Below are 24,031 nucleotides of genomic sequence, written 5' to 3'. Positions count from 1 at the left end.
GTCAGTGTGATTCAGAAACAGGGGGCAATCCGTGGTGGTGGCGGGCTTGTGTACAGCGCTCGTCGCCTTCGGTGAATTCGTGGCATGGGCTGGCGCGTTGCGCGTAGATGCCGCACGCCACCGCTTGACCGATCTTCCCTTGCAGCGCCACGCAGCGCACCGGTCGGCAGGTGGTGCCGCGCATGGCCACGTGGTGGGGGGAAATCGGCTCGGTCAGCGCTTCAGGCACCGTGCCGTCGGGATGGGCCGTCGTTTGGGCCCAGTAGAACGAAACTCGGAATGTGGCACAACACGCGCCACAAAACTGGCAAGCGGAACTCATGGCAAAGCGAACAAAGACATGGCACAGCCATGGGGGCCAGATTCTGGCACCGCGTGCGTTATCTTGTGTGACATGAAGCACGCACCTCTTTTTCCTGAACTTCGGTCGCCCCGCCGACGGGCGGTGGTGGCGGGCACCTTGGGCGCCGGGCTGCTGCCGTGGCCCGTTTGGGCCGCTGGGCCACGGGCCATCACGCCGCGTGGGCCGCTGCCGGCGGCGGAGCAACAAGTCGTCAACCTGTTCGAAGGCGCAGCGCCGTCGGTGGCCTACATCACCAGCGAAACCTTGCAGTCGGACGGCTGGTTCGGCGCCGAGGTGGCGCAATCGGCGGGCAGTGGGTTTGTCTGGGATGGTGAGGGCCACATCGTCACCAATTTTCATGTGGTGGAAGGCGCCCGCCGACTGTGGGTGCGCCTGGACAGCGGCCCCCCACTCGAAGCCCGTTTGGTCGGACGCTCACCCGAATACGACTTGGCGGTGATCCGCCTGCAACGCCCGCCCGCCAACCTGCGGCCCTTGCCGCTGGGCAGTTCGCGTGATTTGAAAATTGGCCAAACGGTGTACGCCATCGGCAACCCGTTTGGCCTGTCGCGCACACTCACCCAAGGGTTGATCAGCGCCCTGGACCGCGAGTTGCCCACCACCGATTACCGCGAAGTCGCCGGGGTGATCCAAACCGATGCGGCCATCAACCCCGGTAACTCCGGCGGCCCGTTGCTGGACAGCGCCGGGCGCCTCATCGGTGTGAACACTGCCATCCGCTCGGCGTCGGGCAGTTCCTCGGGCGTGGGTTTTGCCATTCCGGTGGACTTGGTGAACCGCGTGGTGCCTGCGCTCATCAGCCGAGGGGTGGCGCCGATGCCGGGCATCGGCATCTCCCCGGTGCGGCCAGACTGGGTGGCACGGGCTGGCATCGCCGGCGTGGTGATCGCCGACGTGGCCCGAAACTCACCGGCTGCCGAAGCGGGTTTGCGACCCTTCAACCGCCGTTCGGGTGAGTTGGGGGACGTGATCATCGCTGTCAACGGGCGCCCCGTGGCGACGCTGGCCAACTTTGTGGCCGAGTTGGATCGGGTGGGGATCGGCAACACCGCCGAGCTGGGCGTGCGTCGGGGCGACACCGAACGCAAGGTGCGTGTGCGCGTCATCGACCTGACGATGCGTTGACCCGATGCGCCCGACCTGCCCGCGTTGTTGCCGCCCGTTGCGCACCTGTTTGTGCGATTTGATTCGCCCCGTGACCCCGCGCACCGAGGTGCTGATCCTGCAACACCCCGAAGAAGTGAACCAAGCCAAAGGCAGCGCCACGCTGCTGGCGTTGAGCTTGGCGCGCTGCACGGTGCGCGTCGGGGAACGTTTCGATCCGCTGACCCTGGATGCCGATTTGCACGCCGATGGCCGCTGCCCGGTGCTGCTTTATCCGGCCAGCCCTCACGAGCCGGCCCCACCTGCGCCGCCCGATCTCCCCCCGGATCGGCTGCGTTTGGTGGTGCTGGATGCCACCTGGCGCAAGAGCCGAAAATTGCTGCACTGCAACCCGGGTTTGCAGGCGCTGCCACGCCTGGCGCTGACGAGTGTGCCGCCTTCGCGTTATGCTGCACTGCGCAAAGCTCAGGTTCCGGCCATACAACGCTCCACTTTGGAAGCCACTTGTGGGGCCTTGGTGCAGCTGGAACCGGGCCTGGTGGCGTCGTGCGGCTGCCTGCTGGCCGCGTTCGATGTGTTCGTGCAGCGTGGCCAGGCGCACAACGCCACCCCCACAATCACCGAGGAGACATGAAGCTGGGCGATGCTGTCGCCTTTTCTCTGTGAGAGTCTGCAAGGAGAACCCATGTCGCTGCTGTCCTGGACACCGGCCCTTTCCGTCGGCCGTGCCGATCTGGACGAACAACACCGCCAGTTGCTCGATGCCCTTCAACAACTGGCCAGCGCCAGCGATCGCGGCCAAGTCGGCACGCTGCTGGAAACCCTCATGGATGGCGCCATGAACCACTTTGTCACGGAAGAATCGCTGCTGGTGCAGCATGGCTATCCGGACATTGAAGCCCACCGAACCCTGCACAACGGTCACATGGCCACCTTGATGGACTTGGTCGCCGACCATGACGCCGGCCAAGACGTGAAAGACCGGGCCACCACCTTGCTGCAAGGCTGGCTGCAAGTTCACCTCACCCAGACCCACGCGGCGTTCGCACCCTTTCTGGGAGCATGATGCGGCGGTCGGCGGGGCCGCTACACTGCGCGCCCCATGTCCGCCCCCACTCTGACCGCCGCCCTCACCACCCTGCCCGCGTTGACACAGCACCTGTCAGCGCTCGGGGCCCAAACCCTGCACCGTCAGCGCGTGTTGCGTTTATGGACGCACGCGCTGCCCATCGGCAGTGGCCGGCGCAAGGTGGTGGATTTTTTGCCCGCACCGTTGCTGGCCGCTTTGCCGACGCTGTTGGACGCCCTGCAAGGGCTGGCTGTGCTGCGCTCGCAACACCCCGGCGAGGACGGTTCGGCGCGCCTGCTCAGTGGCCTGCACGATGGCCAAACCGTGGAAAGCGTGCTGCTGCCACGCGGCGGGCTGTGCGTTTCGACCCAAGTGGGTTGCGCCGTGGGTTGCCGGTTTTGCATGACGGGCACAGAAGGGCTGATTCGCCAAGTCGGCAGTGCGGAGATCGTGGCGCAGGTGGCGTTGGCGCGGCAACTGCGCCCGGTGAACAAAGTGGTGTTCATGGGCATGGGCGAGCCGGCCCACAACCTGGACAACGTGCTGGACGCCATCGACTTGCTGGGCAGCGTCGGCAACATCGGGCACAAAAACCTGGTGCTGTCCACGGTGGGGGACGAGCGGCTGTTCGCCCGGCTCATGGCCCGGGTGCAGGGGGAGGCCCACGAAGGCCCGGTCAAGCCGGCGCTGGCGGTTTCGCTGCACACCACGGATGCGGCGCTGCGTGCCGAGCTGCTGCCCCGGGCGCCGCGCCTGAGTCCGCTCGCCTTGGTGGACGCTGCCGACGCTTATGCACGCGCCAGTGGCTACCCGATTCAATACCAATGGACGCTGCTGGCCGGCGTCAACGACACCGACGAAGAACTGGACGCCGTGGCGCAACTGCTGCACGGGCGTTACGGGGTGCTCAACCTCATTCCGTACAACGCCGTGCCGGGCATGCCGTACGAGCGCCCGAGCTGGGAGCGGGCTGCCCACATGGCGCGCACGTTGCACCGCCAGGGCATCCTCACCAAACTGCGCCATTCGGCTGGGCAGGACGTGGAAGGCGGCTGCGGCCAGTTGCGGGCACGCGAGGCGGTGGGCAAGATCGCTCTTTGGCGCCCCAAGTCTTGATCTAAGTTCAGCCAGACGAGGGTCAGCCAGCATAGAGTGGCCCCAAGGCTGGGCACAACGCCTGGCCTTCACCACAATCCAACGAACCTCCAACAAGGACAAGCACGATGTTCCCCGAATACCGCGACCTGATCACCCAGCTCAAGACCACCGATGCCCACTTCGTGCATCTGTTTGACAAGCACAACGAGTTGGATCAACGCATCAAGAACATGGAAGCCCACATCGTCCCGGCCACCCATGAAGAAATCGAAGTGCTCAAGAAGGAAAAGCTGATGCTCAAGGATCAGCTGTACACCCTTTTGCGTAAGGCCAGCGTCGCCGCTTAAGATTCATGACAGCCTCCCCTGATTGAAATCTTCTCCTCAGGTTGTCCCCCTGGTAAAAGGCGCTCACAGGCGGCCCAATGGCGCCGGTGAACAGAGGAGGACACCACATGATGAGAAAGCGTGCCTGGCTCCAGTGGGCCACGGCTCTGGCTTGGGGAGGCCATTCCGGGCACAGCAGTGCCCAGCAACGCCCCGCAGCGTCTGCACATGCGCCGGTTTGGCCCAGCCTGACGATCTTCATCCCCGCCAGCCCCGGCGGCGGATGGGATCAGACCGGGCGAGCGTTGGGCCACGCTTTGCAGAGCACCGGGGCGGTCGGACAAATCCGCTACGAGAACGTCGGCGGTAAGGCGGGAGTGGTCGGCCTGCATGCCTTCGCCGAACGCTACAAAGGCCGCCCCGATGCATTGATGATCACCGGCATGGTGATGCTCGGCGGCATTGCCCTGCATCGTTCGGCCCTCGATTTATCGCGGCTCAACCCGCTGGCCCAACTCACCAGTGATTACCTGGTGGTGGCGGTGCCCGCCGCTTCGCCACTTCGCACCGCCCAAGATTTGGCCGACCGGCTGCGCGAACCCGCTTACAAAGCCACCGTGGTCGGAGGGTCGGCGGGCAGTGTCGATCACATGTTGCTGGGCATGATGCTGCGCAGCGTCCACGCCAATCCGGCCCAGTTCACTTACCTCAGCACCGGGGGTGGGGGCCAAGCCAGCAAAGCCTTGCAGAATCGGCAAGCGGACTGGGGCATTTCAGGCTACAGCGAATTGGCCGAGGCCATTCAAGCGGGGCAGGTGCGTCCGCTGGTCATCAGCAGCCAGCGCAGCGAAATGGGGCTACCCTCCCTGCGCGATGTGGGGATCTACACCACGCTGGTGAACTGGCGCGGCCTGTGCGCGCCCAGCGGCCTGACGCCCCCCCAACTGGAAGCCCTGCAAGCGCTGATCGACCGCGTCGTCACCACTGCGCCTTGGCGGGAAGCCCTCAAAACCAACCGCTGGCTGGCCACGTACCGCAACGCCCCCGCCTTCCGGCGCTTCATCGAAACCGAGCAATCGACCGCCCGCGTGGTGGTCAGCCTGCTCAAGCTCAACGGCTCCTGAGGCGCCTAACCCAGCCCGGCTTGACGCCACAGCGCGGGCAAGTCCAACGCCGCCTCGACGCTGTCGGCCAGGCGCTCCAAACTGGCTTCCCGCAGCGCCCCCAGATCGATTCTGGATACCGTCGCCCCCGCTCCTGCCCATCGCAGCAGCGCCGCCTGTGCCTCCGGATGATCGAACAGCCCATGCACGTAGGTGGCCAGGATTTGGCCGTCGTCCGACACCGCGCCATCGGGCCGTAACGCGCCGCTTGCCTCGTCGCGCAGCCACACGGCGGGGCGTTGCAGGGCCGGGCCGTGGCTCACGCCCATGTGAATTTCGTAGCCCTGCAAAGCCACGGCGCTGGGCGCTTCGGTCGGCGCCCGTGCATCGAGCACCGCAGCGGCCAGCACCCCTTGCACTTGCCGCAATTGTTTGTGCGCCGCCAGTGTGGTTTCGAACGCCAACCACCCCAGCCCGGCACTGCTGCCGCCGCCTTCCAAACCCAGCGGATCGTGCAGCGCTTGGCCGAGCATCTGCATGCCGCCACACAACCCCAGCACCTTGCCGCCGTAGCGCAGATGGCGCGCCAGGGCGCCGTCCCAGCCCTGTTCCCGCAGGAAACGCAAATCGGCTTGCACCGCTTTGCTGCCCGGCAGGATCACCAGATCACACGCCGGCACCGCTTGCCCTGGGCCCACGTAATGCAAATCCACCTGGGGATGGGCGCGCAAGGCATCCAAATCGGTGTGATTCGAAATGCGCGGCCACACCAGCACCGCCACCCGCAAGCGCGGGCCACCTGCTGCGGGCGCGGTTTGGGCGATGTCCACGGCGTCTTCGGCATCCAGGTGCAGGCCGTGGAGGTAGGGCAATACGCCGAACGTGGGTTTGTGGGTGCGCTCACTCAGCCAATCCACGCCCGGCATCAGCAGGCCAACATCCCCCCGGAACCGGTTGATGATGAACCCGCACACCAACGCCTGCTCCTCGGGCGCCAGGCAGGCCAAGGTGCCGGTCAGGTGGGCAAATACGCCGCCCCGGTCGATGTCGGCCACCAGGGCGACGGGCACGCGGTAGGGCAGCGCAAAACCCATATTGGCAATGTCCCGGTCGCGCAGGTTGATTTCCGCCGGGCTGCCCGCGCCCTCGACCAACACCACGTCATACGCCGCCCGCAGGCGCTCGAACGACGCCCGCACCGCTTCGAACGCGATGGGTTTGTAGGCGTGATAGGCCCGGGCATCCATGTCCGTGCGCGCCTGGCCGTGGATGATGACTTGGGCGCCCACATCGCTGCTGGGTTTGAGCAGCACGGGGTTCATGTCCACGGTGGGCACCACGCGGGCGGCCAGGGCTTGCAGGGCTTGAGCGCGGCCAATTTCCCCCCCATCGGCAGTGACAGCGCTGTTGAGCGCCATGTTTTGGGGTTTGAAAGGCGCCACACGCACCCCTTGACGGGCCAGCACCCGCGCCAGCCCCGCGACCAGGGTGGATTTGCCCGCATCGGAAGTCGTGCCCTGCACCATCAAGGCGCCGGACAGGGAAGAAACAGTCTTTTTCATGCCGTGCGATTGTCCAGAGACTTTGCCCCTTGCCCGTGCCATGCACGCAAGTCTTGATCTTCGTCTAGGGAGACATTGCATGTCATGTCACAGTCAACCGAGAGAAATGTTTGCGGAAAGGCGTTTCATGTTGTCGTTGTCGAATCAACGCACCCGGGGTCAGATCCATGTTGCGGGGTGGCTGTTGGGTTTCTCGGTGGTGGCTGGGGCACAGCTGCCCGGGGGCGTCTCGGCCCCGCAACCTTTGCTGGACGAGCCCATCAAGCCCTTGCCCAGTGTGAAATCACTCAATCTGGATGAACGCAAGGTGCGCTTGGGTGAGCGCATGTTCATGGATCCGCGCCTGTCCCGCGATGGAACGGTGGCGTGTGTGTCCTGCCATCAGCCGGGCAAAGGCGGTGCCGACGGGGCCGCACGCTCAACCGGCATCCGCCAACAACTGGGCGGCATCAACGCCCCGTCGGTGTTCAACGCTGCGCTGCACTTCAAACAGTTCTGGGATGGCCGTGCGGACGGCTTGCTCGAACAGATGGACGGTGTCGTCCACAACCCGAAAGAGTTCGACCACACCTGGCCGGAAATTGTCACCAAGCTGGGTAACGACACAGGTTTGGTCAATGACTTCAAGGCCGTTTATCCAGCGGGCTTGCAAGCCACCACGATCCGGGACGCCATTGCCACGTACGAGCGATCTTTGTTAACACCCTCTCGATTTGATCGCTATTTGCTCGGTGAACCCAATGCAATCAGCGCCGACGAGAAAAAGGGTTACCAGCTCTTTAAGCAGTACGGTTGCGTGGCGTGCCACCAAGGCGTGGCCGTCGGGGGCAACATGTTCCAGAAATTCGGGGTGTTCAACAATTACTTCGGGCAACGAGGCAACCCCACAGCCGCCGATTTGGGTCGCTACAACGTGACCAAGCTGGAAACCGACAAGTACGTTTTCAAGGTGCCCTCGTTGCGCAACGTCGAGCTGACCGCGCCCTATTTCCACGACGGCTCCGTGACCACGCTGGACAAAGCGGTGGACGTGATGTTCCTCAACCAACTGGGCCGCCCCGCTCCAGCGGAAGACAAACAACTCATCGTGCAATTCCTGCGCTCATTGACGGGCGAAAAGTTGGAGACTCGCCCATGAAATCGTGGATGAAAGCCACCGCTGTGGCTGTCGCAGCCGCCGCTTTGCTGGGGGGACTGGCCGGGCTGGTCTGGAAGACCCAAACGGGGGATCACGGGCTGCAAATGCGCGTCAACGCCACGCTGCGTGAGCTGCGCCAATACGATGCCGAGTTGGGCCAAAACGTTCTGCGTGCCCGCAACGACATCGATAAAAACTACGACGCGCTGACTGCGCTGCGCCAATCGATCCTGACGGCCCAGCAGCGCCTGCACACCGACGTCCAGGAAAGCGGCCAAGCCGCGTTGACCGAGCCGATGACCCACATCGCAGCGGCCTTCCAAATCAAACTGGATCAGGTGGAGCATTTCAAAACCGAAAACGCCCTGCTGCGAAACTCGCTGCGCTACTTGCCGCTGGCTGTGATGACTTTGCGCGAGCCCGCCTATGCTGCCAAAGCCACCGCAGTGCTCGATCAAGCGCATGAGCTGGTGGCCTTGATGTTTCGCTACCACCTGGCACCGGACGAAGCCCAACGCACGGCCTTGCTCACGTTGTTGGAGGCACTGACCCCGGCAACCCAAAACGCCGACGCTTTGGGCGAAGCCACTCGGTTGGTGACCGAGCATGCGCGTGTCGTTTTGGATCAAAAGGGCAAAGAAGCTCGCGTTCTGGGTGCCATGGAGCAGGCGCCCACGTTGGCCAGCTTGGATCAATTGACCCGCTCTTTCGAGCATGTCTTTGCACAGGAAGAACAAGCGCGTCAGCTCTGGCGCAGCATCTTGGCGGGTTATGCCGCTTTGCTGTTGCTGGGCCTGGGGGCGCTGGGCTGGCGTTTGGCGGTGAGCCACCGGGCGCTCAATGCGGCCAATGCTTCGCTGGCCCGCACCAATGAAACGCTGGAGGAGCACGTCCAGGCTCGAACCCAAGAGTTGACGGACGCTGTCGCTCACCTCAAAGAGTCTCAGGCGCAGTTGGTGCAATCCGAAAAAATGGCTTCGCTGGGTCAAATGGTTGCGGGCATTGCGCACGAAATCAACACCCCACTGGCGTACATCAACAGCAGCTTGCAAGTGGCCCACACGCGCATGGCCGACGTGGAGCTGTTGGTGCATGAAACCGCCGAACTGATGCGTTTGGTTCACAGCGAGGAGGCCGAACAAGCTGCGCTGGAAGCACAGTTTGCGCAAGTCCAGGAAATCACCTCCGCTTTCGAGGACAGCGAAGCCATCGACGAGATGCGCAACCTGCTCAGCGATGGCTTGCACGGCATCGAGCAGATCCGCGACATGGTGATCAACCTGAAGGACTTCAGCCGCTTGGATCGCGCCAAGGTGATGGACTTCAACGTCAATGACGGCGTCAAGAGCACCCTCAAAATTGCCCGCAACTTGGTCAAGCACCGGGACATCCGCACTGCGCTGGGCGAAGTGCCGTTGGTTCAATGTGCGCCCTCGCAGATCAACCAAGTGCTGCTGAACCTCATCACCAATGCCTGCCACGCCACCGCCGACCAAGGTGGACAGGTCAGCATCGCCACGCGAGCCGTGCGCAATGGCGTGGTGATTGAGGTGTCGGACAACGGCAGCGGCATCCCTGCCAACGTGCTGCCGCGCATCTTCGACCCGTTCTTCACCACCAAAAAAGTGGGCGAGGGCACCGGTTTAGGGCTGTCCATCGCCCAACGCATCGTCCACGATCACGGCGGACGCATTGATGTTGCATCGACAGTGGGTGTAGGCAGCAAATTCTCGGTTTACCTGCCCTCCCGCATGAAGGCCGAACATGTGGATTCGGTGTTGCAGTCTGAGCCGAAGGAGCCCTCATGAAACCGGTGTTGAGCGTGGTCGAACTGGCTCGCTTGAAGCGAGCCGCAGCGGCCGTCAATCAAAACGCTCCTCCTGTGCGCCCGAAGGTGCTGTTCGTCGATGACGAAGAGCGCATCCTGCGGGCGATGCAAGCCTTGTTTCGTCCGATCTACGACGTGACCGTGACCACCGATGGCCATGAAGCCTTGGCGCTGCTGCGCCAACAACATTTCCACGTTTTGGTCAGCGATCAGCGCATGCCCGAAATCGAAGGCATTGAGGTCTTGCGCCAAGCCAAAGCCATTTCACCGCACACGGTGCGCCTGCTGCTGACCGGCTACTCGGATCTGTCGGCCATCATCGCGTCCATCAACGATGGCGAGGTGTTTCGTTACCTCCAAAAACCTTGGATGAACGAGGAACTGCAAGCCACCTTGGCCAAAGCGGTCGATGCGGGAGTGGCCTTGGCCCAGTCAGACATGGCGGCGGCCACACCGTCCCACGCTGTGACGGCGTCAGCCGAACCGATTGAGCTGCCATCGGCCTCACAACCGTTGTCGCTCAAATCGCCCGCCACTTTGGTGGAAGGGACGCGGGTGCTGTTCATCGAACACGCGCTGGAGGCTTACCAAGTTTTCATCGCCGAAGGCTACACCGATGTGCGCACCCTCAGCGCCACCACGCCAGAAGACGCGCTGGAACTGATGCATGACCACGAGGTTTCCGTGGTGGTGGTGGCGGTCGATGGAGCTAACGCATCGAACGTCGGTTTCTTGCACTTGCTGAAACGCGAGCACCCTCACGTGGTTTCGATTGTCATTTCGGACATGGCGGACAGTGGCGCAGTGGTCAATCTCATCAACACGGCACGGGTGTTTCGTGTGCTGTTTCGGCCTGTTAAGCCGGGGGTTCTGCTGATGTACATCAACTCAGCGCAAAAGCAGGCCGCCCACTTTCGAGCAACGCCGGCAGCACTCAAAACCCAGCAAGTGGTGGAGTCAACACCGCAAACCCCCCGCGACTCGACCGAACTCGGTAGCCGGTTGGGACAGCGCCTGATGTCGATCAAGAGTTTTTTCCGACGCCATTGAGCTAGGATCGCGCCGGGCTGCCCCCTGGAGAATGAAGGTTGACCGAGAGCGTGAGGACTGTGATCAACGTCAGTGAGCTGGATCCACATTGGAACTGGTTGGCACGGCGTTTCGAGAGTCGGCATTTCCAATGGGTGCATCACAGCTTGCTGGGGCAGGCGGTGCGGCCCGCCGCGCTGCGCGGTTTGGTGGCGGCGTTCCGGGCAGCGTGGCATGCCCGGCAAGTGCCGCAAGGCAACGCATTGCTGGTGGCGCACGGGCCGCGCATCGGAACTTACCTGTGCTTGGCCTCGGCGCTGCTGTGCCGACATGTACCCATCTTGGTGTACTCCTTCAATTACACCCACCTGCCTCAAGGCTGGCAGCGCCGCTTGGCCCGCTGGATGTTGCCCCGGGCGCACCGCTACGTGGTGTTCTCCACCCTCGAAAAGTCTTTGTACGCGCAACACCTGCACCTGCCTGCGGAGCGTTTTGAGATGCTGCCTTGGGGCGTGCGTCCGCCCCAGGAGGCCCCCGCCGCCGACCCCTCGCCGGCAGCGCCCCCGTACATCTGTGCGCTGGGCAGCCAAGGGCGGGATTACGCGACGCTGTTCCGCGCCATGAAACGGTTGCCCCACATCCCGCTGACGGCTGTGGTCAACCCGGAAAACGTCGCTGGGCTGGAAATCCCTGCCAACGTCACCCTTCGCACCCACATTCCACTGGCCGAAGCCCAGCGCATCTTGCGCCAAAGCCGCTTCATGGTGCTGCCGCTGGCCCATGCGCAGGTGCCTTGCGGCCATGTCACGGCGGTGTCGGCGATGCACCACAGCAAAGCGATGGTGTGTACCGACTCGGTGGGGCTGCACGACTACGCACAGCGCAACTACACCGCTTTGTTGTGTCCGCCGGAGGACGATGTCCACATGGCCCAAGCCATCGAACGGCTGTGGAACCAACCCGCATTGGCCCAACGCTTGGGCGCCAATGGTTTGCGTTTTGTGCAGCAGCATTGCACCGAAGACGCGGTGGTGGCGTGGTTCACCCGGTATTTGCACACGCTGCCGAGCGTAGGGGCCTGTCAGCCTGCGTGAAAACCCAGGTGCTACCATGCGGGCCGTTGGTGCCTGGGCCTCTGCATCGTCAGGGCTTGGGGTAAACGGGAAGCAGGAAGGTTCACTCCACCGGAGTCCGCCCAGCCTGCGCTGCCCCCGCAACGGTCAGCGGTTGAAAACCTTGCGGTTTTCTCCTTCGTGCCTCTTCGGTCACTGTGGGCGTGATGCCTGCGGGAAGGCCGCACGAAGTGCCCCGCCAGCCCGGATACCGGCCAACAACGGGGTGTGTCGCCTTCCGCTGAAGGGCGCACCGTTGAGCAGTTGCCTGCGGGGAAGCAGGCACCGCACCGATCGATGCTTGTTGTCCCCATGTCTGTTTTCTCCTCGAAGCGCCCGCGCTTGGCGCTGGTCTTGTTGTTGAACGCACCGGCGTTCGCCCTGGCCCAAACCTCCACCGATTCCACCGACTACGTCGTCACCGCCAGCCGCAGCCCGCAAGCAGTGACCGCCGCCGTGCGCCCCGTGCAAGTGATCACCGCGCAGGACATCCGCCAAGCCGGTGTCAGCACGGTGTCCGATGTACTGCGGAGTTTTGGCCTGGTCGAGTCCACCAGCACCGGCGGCATGGGCACCACCAGCAGCGTGTTCATTCGGGGCAGCAATGCCAACCACACGGTGCTGTTGGTCGATGGGGTGCGCCTCGGTTCGGCCACCAACGGCCAACCGACGCTGGAAGCGCTGCCACTGTCCCTGATCGAGCGCATTGAAGTGCTGCCAGGCAGTGCCAGCAGCCTCTATGGCTCGGACGCCATCGGCGGTGTGATCCAAATTTTCACGAAGAGCGCCCAGCGCTCACCCGGGGTGAGTGTGGCCCTGACCACCGGCAGCCAAGGCACACGCCAAGCCAGCGCCAGCTACGCTGCCCGCCACGGGAACACCGACATCGCGGTGGGTGCCAGCCGCCTGCACACCGACAGCATCGATGCCACCACCGCCGATGCTCGGGGCCACAACCCCGATCAAGATGGTTTTGACAGCACCAGTGGCAGCCTCAAACTGACCCAACATCTGGGCGGCGGGCACCAAGTGGGCGTGCAGGTGTTCAGCAGTCTGGGCGAACACCACTACGACAGCCGCAGTGACGCCGATGACGTCATCCACTCCCGTGCGCAGACGGTGGCCGCCCACTGGCGTGGGCCGCTGGTGGCCGGGTTGAATTCGGAGCTGCGCATCGCACGGGCTTGGGATCGCTCCAGCAACCACACGGCCAGCGTCTCGAAGTTCGACACGGTGCAGGATCAAGCCAGTTGGATCAACCGCCTGAACGTGGGTGACTCGCACCAGCTCATCGCGGGGCTGGAATGGCTCAAGCAGTCGGTGGACAGCACCACCGACTACAGCGCCACCGATCGCCACATCCGGGCCGTGATGCTCGGTTGGCGAGCGAACTATGGCGATCTGAGCCTGCAAGCCGACGTGCGCCGCGACGACAACTCGCAATTCGATGCCCACACCACCGGCCAGTTGGCCGCCGCTTGGCAGGTGATGCCCTCGTGGCGCCTGCGGGCTGCCCTGGGCACCGCGTTCAAAGCGCCGACATTCAACGATCTGTATTACCCCTGGGGCGGCAATCCGAGTTTGCAGCCGGAGAAGGCCCGCAACGTCGAATGGGGCAGCGATTGGAAGTTGGGCGGGCTTGATCTGGGCGCCACGCTGTTTCGGTCGAACATCACCAACTTGATTGCTTGGCAAGCCCAGCCCTCGGGGAATTGGATGCCGGTCAACGTCGGTGAAGCACGCAACCAAGGGGTGAATTTGAGCGCTGGCGGCCCGTTGGGCAGCGCCACACGCGCCCGATTCAACCTGACGGTGCAGCGGCCCGAAAACGCTGATACGGATTTCTTGCTGCAACGCCGTGCCCGACAGTTCGCAGGTTTGCATCTGACGCACACGCTCGGTTCGTTCAGCTTGGGCACGGACGTGAGTTACGTCGGCCACCGCTTCGACTCGACCACGGAAACCGCCAGCTCGCGCATGGGGGGTTACACGCTGTTCGCGCTGTTCGGGAGCTGGCAAATCACCCCAGACTGGGCGCTGGAAGGCCGCATCAACAACGTGACGGACAAGGATTACACCCAAGTCATGGGTTACACCACGCCGGGCCGCCAAGCGCAAATCACCCTGCGCTGGACGCCCGCGCTCTAACCCGCTTGACCACGCCGCGCCATGCTCTTCTCACTCGGCCCGCACACCACCTCGACAGGTTCGCCTGAACGCTGGGTGGCCGGGCTGGGCGTGCTCCTGGCTCACGGCGCGGTGCTGGCCCTGGCTTGGCAAGCCGCCAGTGGGACACCCCAACCCGCAGCCCGGATGGCGGCCCCCCCGCCGACTTCGACGCAGGCCGTGCTGTATGTGCTGACGCCCCCTGCGCCACCCGCGCCCAGCCTCACCCCGACGCCGCCCGCGCCGGCTCTGCCCGAACGCCGCCCCGAACGGCCCGAACCCTTGCCCCTGGCGGCGGTGGCGGCCTCGGCGGTGGAAGCCCCCGGGGTGCGAGCGGAAACCACCTTCGCCCGCCTGCCGACCCACGCGGGTGCAGCGGCCCCCACACCGCCGCTGCCCAGCTTGGAGCCGCCCAGCGTACCCGGCCTGGGGGCCGCCGACGCGGCTCACCACGCGGCGCTTTCTCCCAACCCCCCCCACTTGCCCAGCGCGCCAGTGGGCGCCCGAGGGGGTGAAACCCGCAGCCCACGCGGTCTGCCCGACAACCGTTTGCCCAGTTACCCCCCCACCGCCCGCGAAGACGGGTTGGAAGGCACCGTCGGCCTGACGGTGGAGCTGGACGAGCGGGGGCACGTCCTCGCGGTGCGTTGGGCGCGGCGCACGGGCCACATGGTGTTGGATCAGACGGCGCGTGATGCTGTCAAATCCTGGCGCTTCACGCCGGCCCTGCGCGACGGGCAAGCCGTGCCGGGCGTGGTGACGGTGGCGATTCATTTCCGTCTCGACAGCGCCGCGCCCCAAACCCAGGCCACGGCGGTGGCCGACGCCACCACGCCCTGACCTGTTTTCGCTCACAAAAGGTTTGTGTGAACACTGAAACCGTGTCCGTTCCCCTTCGAGCGACCCAGCGGCGCCCCTGGGTGCTGCCCCTGTTGGCGGGTGGGCTGCTGCTCACCCTGGCCATCGCGCTGGGTTGCGGCAGTGCTGAACCGGCGCTGGCCGACGTGCCCCGTCTGCTGCTCTGGCCCGATGACAGCCTGGGCGCCGACATCCTCCACACCCTGCGTTTACCGCGTGCGCTGGCCGCCGTTGGCACGGGTGCGCTGCTGGCCTTGGCCGGCGCGTTGATGCAAATTTTGCTGCGCAACCCGTTGGCCGACCCGTATGTGCTGGGCCTGTCGGGGGGGTCGGCGCTGGGGGCGTTGAGTGTCATCGCCCTGGGCGGCGGGTTGTTGGCGATTCACGCGGGCGCCTTCCTCGGGGCCCTGGGCGCGGTGCTGCTGGTGTTTGGCCTGGCCCGGCATGACCTGGGGCGGCTGGACGCCGTCAGCAGCCAAGACAGCTCCCCGCGCCTGCTGCTCACCGGGGTGATGCTCTCGGCGTTGTGCGGCGCCGGCATCAGTTTGATCCTCACCCTGAGCCCAGCGGAACGGCTGCGCGGTATGTTGTTCTGGATGCTGGGCGACTTGTCCGGCAGCGTCTCGCCGTGGCCGGCTTTGATCGCCGCGCCGCTGCTGTGCCTGCTGCTGTGGCCCTTCGGGCGCGAATTGAACCTGTTGCTGCGCGGCCCGGGCCCGGCGCAAATGCTGGGCGTGCCGGTGGCCGGGGTGCGGGCGATGTTGTTTCTGGCGGCTTCGGCAGCGGCGTCGCTGGCCGTGGCCACGGCGGGCACGGTGGGGTTCGTCGGCCTGGTGGTGCCGCACGCGCTGCGCTTGGCCCTGGGCAACGATCAGCGCCTCCTTCTGCCGGCCTGCGCCCTGACAGGCGGCCTGTTCCTGCTCGCGGCGGACACGCTGGCACGCACCCTCCTGGCCCCGGTTCAGTTGCCGGTGGGCGCCATCACCGCGCTGGTGGGTGCGCCGACGTTCATCGCACTGTTGACCCAACGCGCCCGGAGCCGCGCATGAGCTTGGCCCAACGCCTGCGGTATTGGCTGGCGGGCAGCGTGCCACGCCCGCAGGCGCCGAGCCTGTCGCCTCTGCTGGAAACGCGGGATTTGCAGGTGCGCGTCGGTCAAGGCGAAGCGGGCCGGGTGTTGGTGCGGGATCTGTCCTTGTCGGTACGACCGGGGGAGTTTTGGTGTGTGCTGGGCCCCAATGGCGTGGGCAAAACCCAGTTACTGAACACCCTGGCCGGCGCACGCCCCCCGGCGGCGGGTGAAGTGCGCATTGCCGGGGTGGCTTTGGCCGACTGGTCTTTGGCCGAACTGGCGTGCCTGCGCGGCTACGCGCCGCAAACGGTTCACGATGCGTTTGCCACGCCAGTGTTGGATGTCGTGTTGCAGGGCCGGCACCCGCACCTGTCCCGCTGGCATTGGGAAGGCGTGACCGACGATGCGCTGGCCCATGTGGCGCTGGAGCGCGTCGGCCTGGCGCATCTGGCGCAGCGGGACGTGTGTACGCTGTCCGGCGGCGAGCGCGCCCGCGTCGCCCTGGCCACGCTGCTGACGCAAGACCCGCCCCTGGCCCTGCTCGACGAACCACTGGCCCACCTCGATCTGGCCCAGCAAGCGCGCATGCTCATTCTGTTGGCAACCGAATGCCGGGTGCGACGCCGGGCGCTGTTGATGTCGGTGCATGACCTGAGTTTGGCGCAGCGCGTGGCCACCCATGCCCTGCTGCTGCACCCGGATGGGCTGACGCTGGCCGGCCCCGTCGCGGCAGTGATGACGGAAGAAGCCCTGAGCACCGCTTTCGGCCACCCCTTGCGCCACCACAGCGCCGATGGCCGCGTGTGGTGGCTGCCCGCCTGATGGCTGTTGGAGAGTCCCCATGACCCCTGATGAAATCGACGACATCGAACAGCGCCACCGCGACAAGATGCAGCGCATCAAAGCCGCTGTGGATGCTCGCATCGCCGCTGCCACCGAAGACACCGGCGTGTTGCTGGTGCTCACCGGCCCCGGCAAGGGCAAGAGCAGCTCAGGCTTTGGCATGGTGGCGCGCACCCTGGGCCACGGCATGAAAGCCGGCGTGGTGCAGTTCATCAAAGGCGCCACACCCACGGGGGAAGAACAGTTCTTCCGCCGTTTTCCCGACGAAGTCGAATACCACGTTTGCGGCGAAGGCTTCACCTGGAACACCCAGAACCGCGCGCGGGACATCGAACGTGCCCAAGCCGGCTGGGAACAGGCCCGCGCCCTGCTGCGCCGCGACGATGTGGGCTTGGTGCTGCTGGACGAACTCAACATCGTGCTGGCCCACGGCTACCTCGACACCGCCACGGTGCTGGCCGATGTGATGGCCCGACCGCTGATGCAACACGTTGTCATCACCGGACGCGGGGCGCCAGCCGAGCTGGTCGAGCTGGCGCACACCGTGTCCGACATCAAAGTGACCAAACACGCCTTCAAACAAGGCATCCGCGCCCAGCGCGGTCTGGAGTTTTGACCATGGCTTTCATTCCTGAAATCACGTCCCTGCACACCGCCGCTCAGGCCGAATTGGCCGCCCGCCTGCGTCACAAGATCGACACCAAAACCAAGCCGTTGGGCGCGCTGGGCCAGCTTGAAACGGTGGCGTTGCGTTTAGGGTTGGTGCAAAACACCTTGTCGCCTGCGTTGCGGGATCCGCGTGTGTACGTGTTCGCGGGCGATCACGGCATCGCGCACGAAGGCGTGAGCGCCTACCCGCAAGATGTGAGCTGGCAAATGGTGATGAACTTCCTGGCTGGCGGCGCGGCGGTGAACGCCCTGGCGCGTGCCGTGGGCATGAGCGTGCGCGTGGTGGACGCCGGTGTGAACCACGACTTTGCCAACGCCCCCGGCCTGATTCACGCCAAAGTGGCCCCCGGCACGGCCAACAGCGCCGAGCAACCCGCGATGACCGCCGCCCAGTGCGACGCGGCCTTGGCGCAAGGCCGAGCCTTGATGCACCAAGCGGCTGAAGACGGCTGCAACGTGGTGGCGTTTGGCGAGATGGGCATTGCCAACACCTCCGCCGCCAGCCTGTTGTTGCACAAACTGGCCGGCGTGCCGCTGGACGTGGCCGTGGGCCGAGGCACCGGCGTGGACGATGCCGGCCTGGCGCGCAAACGCGAGGTGCTGGCCCGTGCGGCGGCGCGCACCGGCGCCCTCACCGATGGCGTTGAGGCGCTGCGCGAATATGGCGGGTTTGAAATCGCCATGATGGCCGGCGCCATGCTGGGTGCAGCCGAGCGGCGCATGGTGGTGTTGGTGGACGGTTTCATCGCCAGCAGTGCCTTGCTGGCGGCGCGACACATCGCGCCAGCGGTGCTGGATTACTGCGTGTTTGCGCACCGTTCCGCCGAAGCCGGCCATGCGGCGATGCTGCAAGCCGTGGGCGGCGAGCCGCTCTTGGCGCTGGATTTGCGTTTGGGCGAAGGCACCGGCGCGGTGTTGGCCTGGCCATTGGTGAAGGCGGCGGCGGCGTTTTTGAATGAGATGGCGAGTTTTGAGAGTGCGGGGGTGGCGGGGAAAGAGGGCTGAGCGAAGCCGAAGCCTGAACTCACCTCAGGCCGCAAGCTGGTGTGCGTTGCATGTGGTGAAAGAATCAGTTTTGATGAAGGCAAATTTTGCTGGAATCAAGAAGGGCGATTTGGCGGTTTCCAGTACTGCCGGGCGCATCAGTCACAGGTTGGATAGACGACACACCATGAACGCTAGAAAACGCTCACTCATTCAATTAGCACTGTTTTCGCTCATATTACCAGGATGCACGACCAAAGCGCTCTATGAAGACTACAGATACCAGGAAGAGGTATCCGAAATTCTCCTGTCCACCGATGGAAAAAATATCGTTTTTCTGGGGCGAGAGTTTCATTACATCATGGAAGCGCCGGCCACCATTCTGAGCCTCACGCAATCCACCCTCTCCCAAAAAATCATCACCCGGTTTGGGGATTTCTTTGTCAATGAAAAAAACGAACTCCATGGCACAGTGGAAATGACAACCATGGACACCTTATCAGATCATGAATTTGATCTGGCTTCGTCATTGGGTTTCAGGGTTCTCATGGGAAAAATCATGCGCCTGGAACTCACTGTCACCGGGAAAAGATACACATCGAACAATATAATCAACCCAGCCACAAACAAATACAAACTCAACAAAAATCAAACCATTTCCATTTCCGCCAAACCATCATCGCTAGAAAACGCTTTAAAAGCACCACTGACCCCCATCACACTGGCTGCGGATGGTGTGTTAACTTTGCTAACCGTCGCTTTGATCCCCTTTGTTTTTTTGAGCATCGTTCTCCATCAACAAAAATAACAACGAAGTTATTGCCCTGCCATCTTCCCACAACGGTCATGGGTTAATTTCACGATGTACCCCCACATTCCCCCCATCCAGTGCTTGATAACGTTTGAGGCCGTGGCCCGGCTGCGCAGCGTCAGCAAGGCGAGTGAAGCGCTGTGTGTCACGGTGAGCGCGGTCAGCCACCGGTTGCGGCAGTTGGAAGATCACCTGGGATTCAAACTGTTTGCGCGCAGTGATTTCACCCTCACTGCCGACGGCGCGGCCTACCTCGCGCATGTACGCACCGCCCTGGACGCCCTGCAACACATGGCCCCCGGACGCGGCGGCAGCACCGCCACACCGCGCCCGACGCGCTTGCGGGTGGCCGTCACGCCCACGTTTTGCCGGGAGTTGGTGATGCCGCACCTGGCGCTGTTTCGCAACGCCTATCCGGACATTGATTTGGTGTTCCAAGTTTCCATCCCGCTGCTGGATGTGAAGGCCGAGCCGGCGGATTTGGAGGTGCGTTTCGGCCCAGGCGGTTACAGCGATTGCGAGCATCGCCTGCTGCTCACCGATGCGGTGACCCCCGCGTGCAGCCCGGGTTTTCTGCATGAGTTCGGCCCCTTTGCGGGGCTGTGTACCCGCGCCGAGCTGGCGGGCTTGCGGTTGGTGCGCAGCCCGTTGGAGCCGTGGTCGCCGTGGTTTCAGCACTGCGGGGTGCGTTTGGCCGAACCCCAGTTGGGCGCTCAGTTCAACGACCTGGGCCTGGCCTACGACGCCGCTGCCAGTGGCCTGGGTGTGGTGTTGCTGCGCCAGCGGCTGGGGGCGGCGTGGATCGCATCGGGGCGTTTGGTGAAACTGTCGCCCCTCAGCGTCACCACGCCGAACCGACATTACCTTTGCTGGGCCCCAGGCGCGATAGAGCGCTGGGAGTGCCAAGCGTTTGCGGAATGGTTGACCCAGTTGATGGGGTGAGTTTCAGGCTGCCGGCTTGCACCGAAAAACCGATAAGGCGGTAAATTCTTTCGAGACGGTGGAAGGCACGATCGCATCCGCATCCGGCAGCTCTTCCGGCACGATCACAAAATCCAGCGCAGAATCGGCACACAAACTGCGTGGGCCCTCCGGCACATCTTCTCCCCAAGATACCGGCGGAATGACCCATCCTCGATCGACATTTTCAAACCCAATCGCCCGCAAACGCCCCAAGCGCTCGGCCAGCAAAACCGCAGACTCCCGCGAGAACATCACCCCAGCACCCTGGCGATGGCTGGCATAACTGCTGCGCTGCAAATAAAGCCACGCGGCATAGTGGCCTTGGCTCCAATACACCACCGATTTTTCCGGGATCATCGTTTGCAGGGCCTGCACATCCGGTAATGGTTCGGTGGCCCGCTGAATTTGATGGGACATGACCCATGCATTGAACGCCAGCACCAAACCAGCGCTTCCCCACCCCACCCCCATGGCCAAAGAGGGGCTGAACCGCCGGGCCAATACCATGCAGCGAGCGATGCCCAGCACGATCACGGCGGCCATCAAGAACTCGGACGCTGCCGCCACCCCATCGGCCCCAGGGACATCCCGCACTGCATGGAGCTGAGACATGGTGCGGAAAATCGCCCATTTTTCCGGAATCATCAGCAAAAACAAAGCGCCAAAACCAATGGGCAACCAACGAAGCGCCATGGGGTGTTGGAGTTTCTCGCGCACCCTGGGTAAGGTCAGGAGCCATGCAGGCCATATCAAAAGATTCAAGACCCAAATGCTGCCCAGCAAAGCGGTGACCACGGCCATCACATGGGCAACATCGATCCGATCCCAATCACGCCAAGGTTTGAGGCCGCTGATCCACAAAGCCGGGGCCAGCAACTGCACCAACCACAAAACCCGCCACAGTTGCAGTTGGCACAATAATACGTTGCGCTGCCAACACGCCAGTAACCACAAGGCCATGCACACCACCAAGGTCATGGCCAACGCTTTGGCGAGTTTTCTGATCGGCTCACGGGCATCGGTGGTGGCGATCAGGTGCAGCAAAACCCATAACACCACCGGTTTCAACCACCATTCCACGCGCCAGTTCTGAATCAGCACCGATCCATTGCGGGAGCGCACCAACTGCCACCAAGTATCATCAAAATTTTGAAAAATTCCCACAAATGGCACCAGGCCACCGTAAGCAGCCCCCAAACACAGGCCGCAGGCCATGGCGATGATTCCCCATCGGAATCGATGCATCATCACCAAGAGCAATCCCACTGGCAAGGCCATCAAAGGGTGAAAGGCTGCCGATATCACCCAAAGACACGCAGCCCCCACATGCCGCTGTTGAAGGTACGCCGCCAAAGCCAACATGCCAAACGCCTCGGCCCAGCAACGCGGAGTAGGAATGGCTTCTCCGTAATGAAATGCCAACAGGCTGTCATAACCGGCAGGCAGCAGCAGCATGGCCCCAACCGCCCAAAGATAAAAAACGCCCCCCCTCAACGATCGGGCCAACAGCAGCAAAGCACCCACCCACATGGTTCGGGCCATGATCACCATGCCCAGCGCAGCGGGTTTGAGCCCCCAGGATTCGATCAAACCGCTGTACAACCACGGGAAAATCGAAAAATTACCCTGCGTTTTAGAATGAAAGAATAAATCGTGCTTAAACCGATCTGGGTGCAACAGGCGCAATGCGTCCGCTGCGTACAACAGGCCATCGTGATAATCGACGCTGATAAAAGGTTTGGCCGCCCACCATAACCCGATGATCAATATCACCAGCCCCCCGGTGTCAAAGAAAAATGGCGCATCCTCTGACTTACTCTCCATGAATTTTCACTCCCATTTGGCAAAATAAAAACATGATAACTGACCTGTCCGATCTCCCTTGGATCATTCTCATCGCCTTAGCCACCGACCGCTGGCTCGGCGAACCACCCACCCGCTGGCATCCCGTGGTGTGGATGGGGCGTTGGTTGGGCCTGTTCAGCACGGGGTTGCCGCGCCTGCCAGCGGCGTCGGCGTTCGTGGCGGGCACGGTGGCTTGGGGCATCGGCGCCGCGCTGGTGGTCGGGGTGGCCGCTGGGCTGGAGCGCTGGCTGCTCTCCACGTGGCCCGCTTGGGTGACCGTGCCGCTGCTGGGTCTGCTGCTCAAACCACTGCTGGCTTGGCGCATGCTGCGCGATGAAGTCCAGGCGGTGGACACCGCGCTGGCCGCGTCCCTGGCGCAAGGCCGCACCCAACTGTCCCGCCTGGTCAGCCGGGACACGACGCCCCTCAGCGCCACCGACGTGCGCGAAGCCGCCATCGAAACCCTGGCCGAAAACCTCAACGATTCGGTGATCGCCCCGCTGTTCTGGCTGGCCGTGGCCGGTTTGCCCGGTGCCGCGCTGTACCGCTTCGCCAACACCGCCGACGCCATGTGGGGTTATCGCGGGCGCTGGGAGTGGGCCGGCAAGTGGGCCGCATGGGTGGACGATGGTTTGTCGTGGCTGCCAGCGCGCCTGACCGCCCTGCTGCTGTGCGGCGCAGCAGGCCGCTGGCCCGGTTGGGCCACGCTGCGTGAACAGGCCAGCCGCACACCGTCTCCCAATGGTGGCTGGCCGATGGGTGCCATGGCGTGGCTGCTGGGGTGTCGCTTGAGCAAACACGGTGTTTATGCGCTGAACGAAAACGGGCGGGCACCCCAGGCGGACGACCATCGCCAAGCGCTGCATTGGGCTGGCCGCGCTGTGGGCTGGGTGGCTGGCGGAACCGCCATCTTGGGGATCGTGCTGGCGGGGAGGTGAACAAAGTGGGCGAAGATCGCGGCATGTCCGTGCCTTCGTCTCTCTCCACTTTGTCCGTTTCCGCCGCGCCGGCTGTGGCCTGGCCTGAACATGGCGGGCCCGATGCTGCCGGGCCCGTGCGGTTCGATTTCTCCACCAACGCCAACCCCCTGCCCGCCCCCGAGGAACTCTGGCAGGTGCTGCGTCAGGTCAACCGCTGCTGCTATCCGGAGCCCAGCTACCGGGCGTTGCGGGCGTGCCTGGGGGCGTGGTCGGGCGTGGGGGCCGAGCGCATTGTGCCCACGGCGGGCAGCAGCGAGGCGATTCGCCGCTTGAGTTTGGCGGCGCATCTCCAAGGCTGGCGCGAGGTGTGGGTGCCCGAACCGGGTTATGCCGATTACCGCGTTGCGGCACAGATGCTGGGGTTGCGCGTCCATGCTTGGCGCACCCCGGAGCAATTGATGGCGGGGCTGCGCTCGCACCCGGGCCCTGCGCTGGTGTGGATCACCGAACCCGCCAGCCCCACCGGCGGCACGTTACCACCTGAACTGTGGCCTCTACTGCTGGCCCGCGCCCACGCAGGCGGCGCACACGTGGTGCTGGACCGGGCTTATGAACCGCTGCGGCTGTACGGACACGACCCGGTGCCCCCCGACGTGGCACAGCAGTGCTGGCAGATGCTGTCGCCCAACAAAGCGCTGGGGCTGACGGGCATCCGCGCCGGATGGCTGGTGGTGCCCGAACACCTGCCGATGCTCATGGGGGAGCAAGTGCGGGCGCTGGCCCCGAGTTGGGTGCTGTCAGCCGAAGGCGTGGGGTTGCTTCAGACTTGGTGCGAGCCGAGCCTTCAGCAGTGGTTGAGTGAATGCCGCACTACCTTACGCCAATGGCGCCAAGCGCAGCGCGACCAACTCGCCCAACTGGGGTGGATGCAGGAAGATGAAGACAGCGTCACGCCCTTTTGGCTGGCCCGCCCGATGGAGGCTGTGTTGGACTGGACAGAGCGGCAAGCCCAGTTGCGCCAAGCCAGCATCAAGCTGCGGGATGCGCGCTCGTTTGGGTTGCCGGGGTGGGTGCGGATTTCGACGCAAAGCCCGACCACCGTCGCTGCGTTGCGCGATGCGTGGCGTGCTGCGGCAAGGCCGTCAGCCTGACATCGGCCCTCTCCGC

23 protein-coding genes and 1 riboswitch are annotated in these 24,031 nt (G+C 64.0%); of the genes, 20 read left to right on the top strand and 3 right to left on the bottom strand.

Annotation, left to right across the window (positions count from 1 at the left end):
• Window position 1 precedes the first annotated feature (1 nt).
• Window positions 2-322: a YkgJ family cysteine cluster protein gene (locus VITFI_RS16705; protein ID WP_089418290.1), complete on the bottom strand. Its 321-nt coding sequence runs from the start codon at window positions 320-322 to the stop codon at window positions 2-4.
• Window positions 323-394: 72 nt separating this feature from the next.
• Between VITFI_RS16705 and VITFI_RS16700 the strand changes: the two genes are divergently transcribed.
• From VITFI_RS16700 to VITFI_RS16675, 6 genes are all read left to right on the top strand, one after another.
• A complete protein-coding gene (locus VITFI_RS16700) occupies window positions 395-1,489 on the top strand; it encodes a S1C family serine protease (RefSeq protein WP_089418289.1) in 1,095 nt (364 codons plus the stop codon).
• Between the two features lie 4 nt (window positions 1,490-1,493).
• Window positions 1,494-2,102 carry a tRNA-uridine aminocarboxypropyltransferase gene (locus VITFI_RS16695; RefSeq protein ID WP_089418288.1) on the top strand — a complete coding sequence of 203 codons (609 nt, stop codon included), beginning with the start codon at window positions 1,494-1,496 and terminating at the stop codon, window positions 2,100-2,102.
• 51 nt (window positions 2,103-2,153) lie between these two features.
• On the top strand, window positions 2,154-2,534 hold the full coding sequence (locus VITFI_RS16690; protein ID WP_157725757.1) for a bacteriohemerythrin: 381 nt from the start codon (window positions 2,154-2,156) through the stop codon (window positions 2,532-2,534).
• A gap of 36 nt (window positions 2,535-2,570) precedes the next feature.
• Entirely contained in the window at window positions 2,571-3,653 is a 1,083-nt protein-coding gene (locus VITFI_RS16685) for an RNA methyltransferase (protein WP_089418286.1), read from the top strand.
• A 107-nt stretch (window positions 3,654-3,760) separates the two neighbouring features.
• Window positions 3,761-3,982, top strand: coding sequence for a YdcH family protein (locus VITFI_RS16680; RefSeq protein WP_089418285.1), 222 nt, complete (start codon window positions 3,761-3,763; stop codon window positions 3,980-3,982).
• Window positions 3,983-4,089: 107 nt separating this feature from the next.
• Complete coding sequence (locus VITFI_RS16675; protein ID WP_157725756.1) at window positions 4,090-5,085, top strand: Bug family tripartite tricarboxylate transporter substrate binding protein; 996 nt, start codon at window positions 4,090-4,092, stop codon at window positions 5,083-5,085.
• Between the two features lie 5 nt (window positions 5,086-5,090).
• Here VITFI_RS16675 and VITFI_RS16670 read toward each other — a convergent pair whose 3' ends face one another.
• Entirely contained in the window at window positions 5,091-6,626 is a 1,536-nt protein-coding gene (locus VITFI_RS16670) for a cobyric acid synthase (protein WP_232476738.1), read from the bottom strand.
• A 127-nt stretch (window positions 6,627-6,753) separates the two neighbouring features.
• Between VITFI_RS16670 and VITFI_RS16665 the strand changes: the two genes are divergently transcribed.
• The 12 genes from VITFI_RS16665 to VITFI_RS16610 all read left to right on the top strand — a co-directional run bounded on the left by VITFI_RS16665 (window position 6,754) and on the right by VITFI_RS16610 (window position 20,078).
• The gene (locus VITFI_RS16665; RefSeq protein ID WP_089418282.1) at window positions 6,754-7,764 is read left to right on the top strand and encodes a cytochrome-c peroxidase; all 1,011 of its coding nucleotides are present in this window, start codon (window positions 6,754-6,756) and stop codon (window positions 7,762-7,764) included.
• Entirely contained in the window at window positions 7,761-9,572 is a 1,812-nt protein-coding gene (locus tag VITFI_RS16660) for a DAHL domain-containing protein (protein WP_089418281.1), read from the top strand. Before VITFI_RS16665 ends, VITFI_RS16660 begins: the two co-directional genes overlap by 4 nt.
• Window positions 9,569-10,642, top strand: coding sequence for a response regulator (locus VITFI_RS16655; protein WP_089418280.1), 1,074 nt, complete (start codon window positions 9,569-9,571; stop codon window positions 10,640-10,642). Before VITFI_RS16660 ends, VITFI_RS16655 begins: the two co-directional genes overlap by 4 nt.
• Before the next feature lie 50 nt (window positions 10,643-10,692).
• Window positions 10,693-11,715: a glycosyltransferase family 4 protein gene (locus VITFI_RS16650; RefSeq protein WP_157725755.1), complete on the top strand. Its 1,023-nt coding sequence runs from the start codon at window positions 10,693-10,695 to the stop codon at window positions 11,713-11,715.
• 10 nt (window positions 11,716-11,725) lie between these two features.
• Window positions 11,726-11,967, top strand: a riboswitch (cobalamin riboswitch).
• Window positions 11,968-12,045: 78 nt separating this feature from the next.
• The gene (locus VITFI_RS16645) at window positions 12,046-13,881 is read left to right on the top strand and encodes a TonB-dependent receptor domain-containing protein (RefSeq protein WP_198301803.1); all 1,836 of its coding nucleotides are present in this window, start codon (window positions 12,046-12,048) and stop codon (window positions 13,879-13,881) included.
• A 21-nt stretch (window positions 13,882-13,902) separates the two neighbouring features.
• Window positions 13,903-14,739 (top strand): energy transducer TonB, encoded by an 837-nt coding sequence (locus VITFI_RS16640; RefSeq protein WP_089418277.1) that lies wholly within the window; start codon window positions 13,903-13,905, stop codon window positions 14,737-14,739.
• Window positions 14,740-14,780: 41 nt separating this feature from the next.
• Window positions 14,781-15,806: a FecCD family ABC transporter permease gene (locus VITFI_RS16635; RefSeq protein WP_232476737.1), complete on the top strand. Its 1,026-nt coding sequence runs from the start codon at window positions 14,781-14,783 to the stop codon at window positions 15,804-15,806.
• On the top strand, window positions 15,803-16,651 hold the full coding sequence (locus VITFI_RS16630) for an ABC transporter ATP-binding protein (protein ID WP_089418275.1): 849 nt from the start codon (window positions 15,803-15,805) through the stop codon (window positions 16,649-16,651). Before VITFI_RS16635 ends, VITFI_RS16630 begins: the two co-directional genes overlap by 4 nt.
• A 19-nt stretch (window positions 16,652-16,670) precedes the next feature.
• Window positions 16,671-17,288: a cob(I)yrinic acid a,c-diamide adenosyltransferase gene (gene cobO, locus VITFI_RS16625; RefSeq protein ID WP_089418274.1), complete on the top strand. Its 618-nt coding sequence runs from the start codon at window positions 16,671-16,673 to the stop codon at window positions 17,286-17,288.
• 2 nt (window positions 17,289-17,290) lie between these two features.
• Window positions 17,291-18,346, top strand: a complete 1,056-nt coding sequence (gene cobT / locus VITFI_RS16620) for a nicotinate-nucleotide--dimethylbenzimidazole phosphoribosyltransferase (protein WP_089418273.1) — start codon at window positions 17,291-17,293, stop codon at window positions 18,344-18,346.
• A gap of 73 nt (window positions 18,347-18,419) precedes the next feature.
• Entirely contained in the window at window positions 18,420-19,133 is a 714-nt protein-coding gene (locus VITFI_RS16615; RefSeq protein WP_157725754.1) for a hypothetical protein, read from the top strand.
• Between the two features lie 54 nt (window positions 19,134-19,187).
• Window positions 19,188-20,078: a LysR substrate-binding domain-containing protein gene (locus VITFI_RS16610; protein ID WP_089418271.1), complete on the top strand. Its 891-nt coding sequence runs from the start codon at window positions 19,188-19,190 to the stop codon at window positions 20,076-20,078.
• Window positions 20,079-20,081: 3 nt separating this feature from the next.
• Here VITFI_RS16610 and VITFI_RS16605 read toward each other — a convergent pair whose 3' ends face one another.
• On the bottom strand, window positions 20,082-21,923 hold the full coding sequence (locus VITFI_RS16605; protein ID WP_089418270.1) for a hypothetical protein: 1,842 nt from the start codon (window positions 21,921-21,923) through the stop codon (window positions 20,082-20,084).
• A 32-nt stretch (window positions 21,924-21,955) separates the two neighbouring features.
• Here VITFI_RS16605 and cbiB point away from each other — a divergent pair, with 32 nt between their 5' ends.
• Together cbiB and VITFI_RS16595 are read left to right on the top strand one after the other, a co-directional pair.
• Window positions 21,956-22,882: an adenosylcobinamide-phosphate synthase CbiB gene (gene cbiB, locus VITFI_RS16600; RefSeq protein ID WP_089418269.1), complete on the top strand. Its 927-nt coding sequence runs from the start codon at window positions 21,956-21,958 to the stop codon at window positions 22,880-22,882.
• A gap of 23 nt (window positions 22,883-22,905) precedes the next feature.
• Window positions 22,906-24,015: an aminotransferase class I/II-fold pyridoxal phosphate-dependent enzyme gene (locus VITFI_RS16595; protein ID WP_157725753.1), complete on the top strand. Its 1,110-nt coding sequence runs from the start codon at window positions 22,906-22,908 to the stop codon at window positions 24,013-24,015.
• Window positions 24,016-24,031 lie beyond the last annotated feature (16 nt).

This window comes from Vitreoscilla filiformis (assembly GCF_002222655.1).
Lineage (GTDB): Bacteria > Pseudomonadota > Gammaproteobacteria > Burkholderiales > Burkholderiaceae_C > Ideonella > Ideonella filiformis.
The sequence above is the reverse complement of the archived record's forward strand: the minus strand, read 5'-3'. Positions and strand labels throughout refer to the sequence as shown.

Excerpts from the sequence above, each read along its gene's own strand:
- VITFI_RS16705 (WP_089418290.1), bottom strand. The coding sequence starts at position 322 with ATGAGTTCCGCTTGCCAGTTTTGTGGCGCGTGTTGTGCCACATTCCGA.
- VITFI_RS16700 (WP_089418289.1), top strand. The coding sequence starts at position 395 with ATGAAGCACGCACCTCTTTTTCCTGAACTTCGGTCGCCCCGCCGACGG.
- VITFI_RS16695 (WP_089418288.1), top strand. The coding sequence starts at position 1,494 with ATGCGCCCGACCTGCCCGCGTTGTTGCCGCCCGTTGCGCACCTGTTTG.
- VITFI_RS16690 (WP_157725757.1), top strand. The coding sequence starts at position 2,154 with ATGTCGCTGCTGTCCTGGACACCGGCCCTTTCCGTCGGCCGTGCCGAT.
- VITFI_RS16685 (WP_089418286.1), top strand. The coding sequence starts at position 2,571 with ATGTCCGCCCCCACTCTGACCGCCGCCCTCACCACCCTGCCCGCGTTG.
- VITFI_RS16680 (WP_089418285.1), top strand. The coding sequence starts at position 3,761 with ATGTTCCCCGAATACCGCGACCTGATCACCCAGCTCAAGACCACCGAT.
- VITFI_RS16675 (WP_157725756.1), top strand. The coding sequence starts at position 4,090 with ATGATGAGAAAGCGTGCCTGGCTCCAGTGGGCCACGGCTCTGGCTTGG.
- VITFI_RS16670 (WP_232476738.1), bottom strand. The coding sequence starts at position 6,626 with ATGAAAAAGACTGTTTCTTCCCTGTCCGGCGCCTTGATGGTGCAGGGC.
- VITFI_RS16665 (WP_089418282.1), top strand. The coding sequence starts at position 6,754 with ATGTTGTCGTTGTCGAATCAACGCACCCGGGGTCAGATCCATGTTGCG.
- VITFI_RS16660 (WP_089418281.1), top strand. The coding sequence starts at position 7,761 with ATGAAATCGTGGATGAAAGCCACCGCTGTGGCTGTCGCAGCCGCCGCT.
- VITFI_RS16655 (WP_089418280.1), top strand. The coding sequence starts at position 9,569 with ATGAAACCGGTGTTGAGCGTGGTCGAACTGGCTCGCTTGAAGCGAGCC.
- VITFI_RS16645 (WP_198301803.1), top strand. The coding sequence starts at position 12,046 with ATGTCTGTTTTCTCCTCGAAGCGCCCGCGCTTGGCGCTGGTCTTGTTG.
- VITFI_RS16640 (WP_089418277.1), top strand. The coding sequence starts at position 13,903 with ATGCTCTTCTCACTCGGCCCGCACACCACCTCGACAGGTTCGCCTGAA.
- VITFI_RS16630 (WP_089418275.1), top strand. The coding sequence starts at position 15,803 with ATGAGCTTGGCCCAACGCCTGCGGTATTGGCTGGCGGGCAGCGTGCCA.
- cobO (WP_089418274.1), top strand. The coding sequence starts at position 16,671 with ATGACCCCTGATGAAATCGACGACATCGAACAGCGCCACCGCGACAAG.
- cobT (WP_089418273.1), top strand. The coding sequence starts at position 17,291 with ATGGCTTTCATTCCTGAAATCACGTCCCTGCACACCGCCGCTCAGGCC.
- VITFI_RS16615 (WP_157725754.1), top strand. The coding sequence starts at position 18,420 with ATGAAGGCAAATTTTGCTGGAATCAAGAAGGGCGATTTGGCGGTTTCC.
- VITFI_RS16610 (WP_089418271.1), top strand. The coding sequence starts at position 19,188 with ATGTACCCCCACATTCCCCCCATCCAGTGCTTGATAACGTTTGAGGCC.
- VITFI_RS16605 (WP_089418270.1), bottom strand. The coding sequence starts at position 21,923 with ATGGAGAGTAAGTCAGAGGATGCGCCATTTTTCTTTGACACCGGGGGG.
- cbiB (WP_089418269.1), top strand. The coding sequence starts at position 21,956 with ATGATAACTGACCTGTCCGATCTCCCTTGGATCATTCTCATCGCCTTA.
- VITFI_RS16595 (WP_157725753.1), top strand. The coding sequence starts at position 22,906 with ATGTCCGTGCCTTCGTCTCTCTCCACTTTGTCCGTTTCCGCCGCGCCG.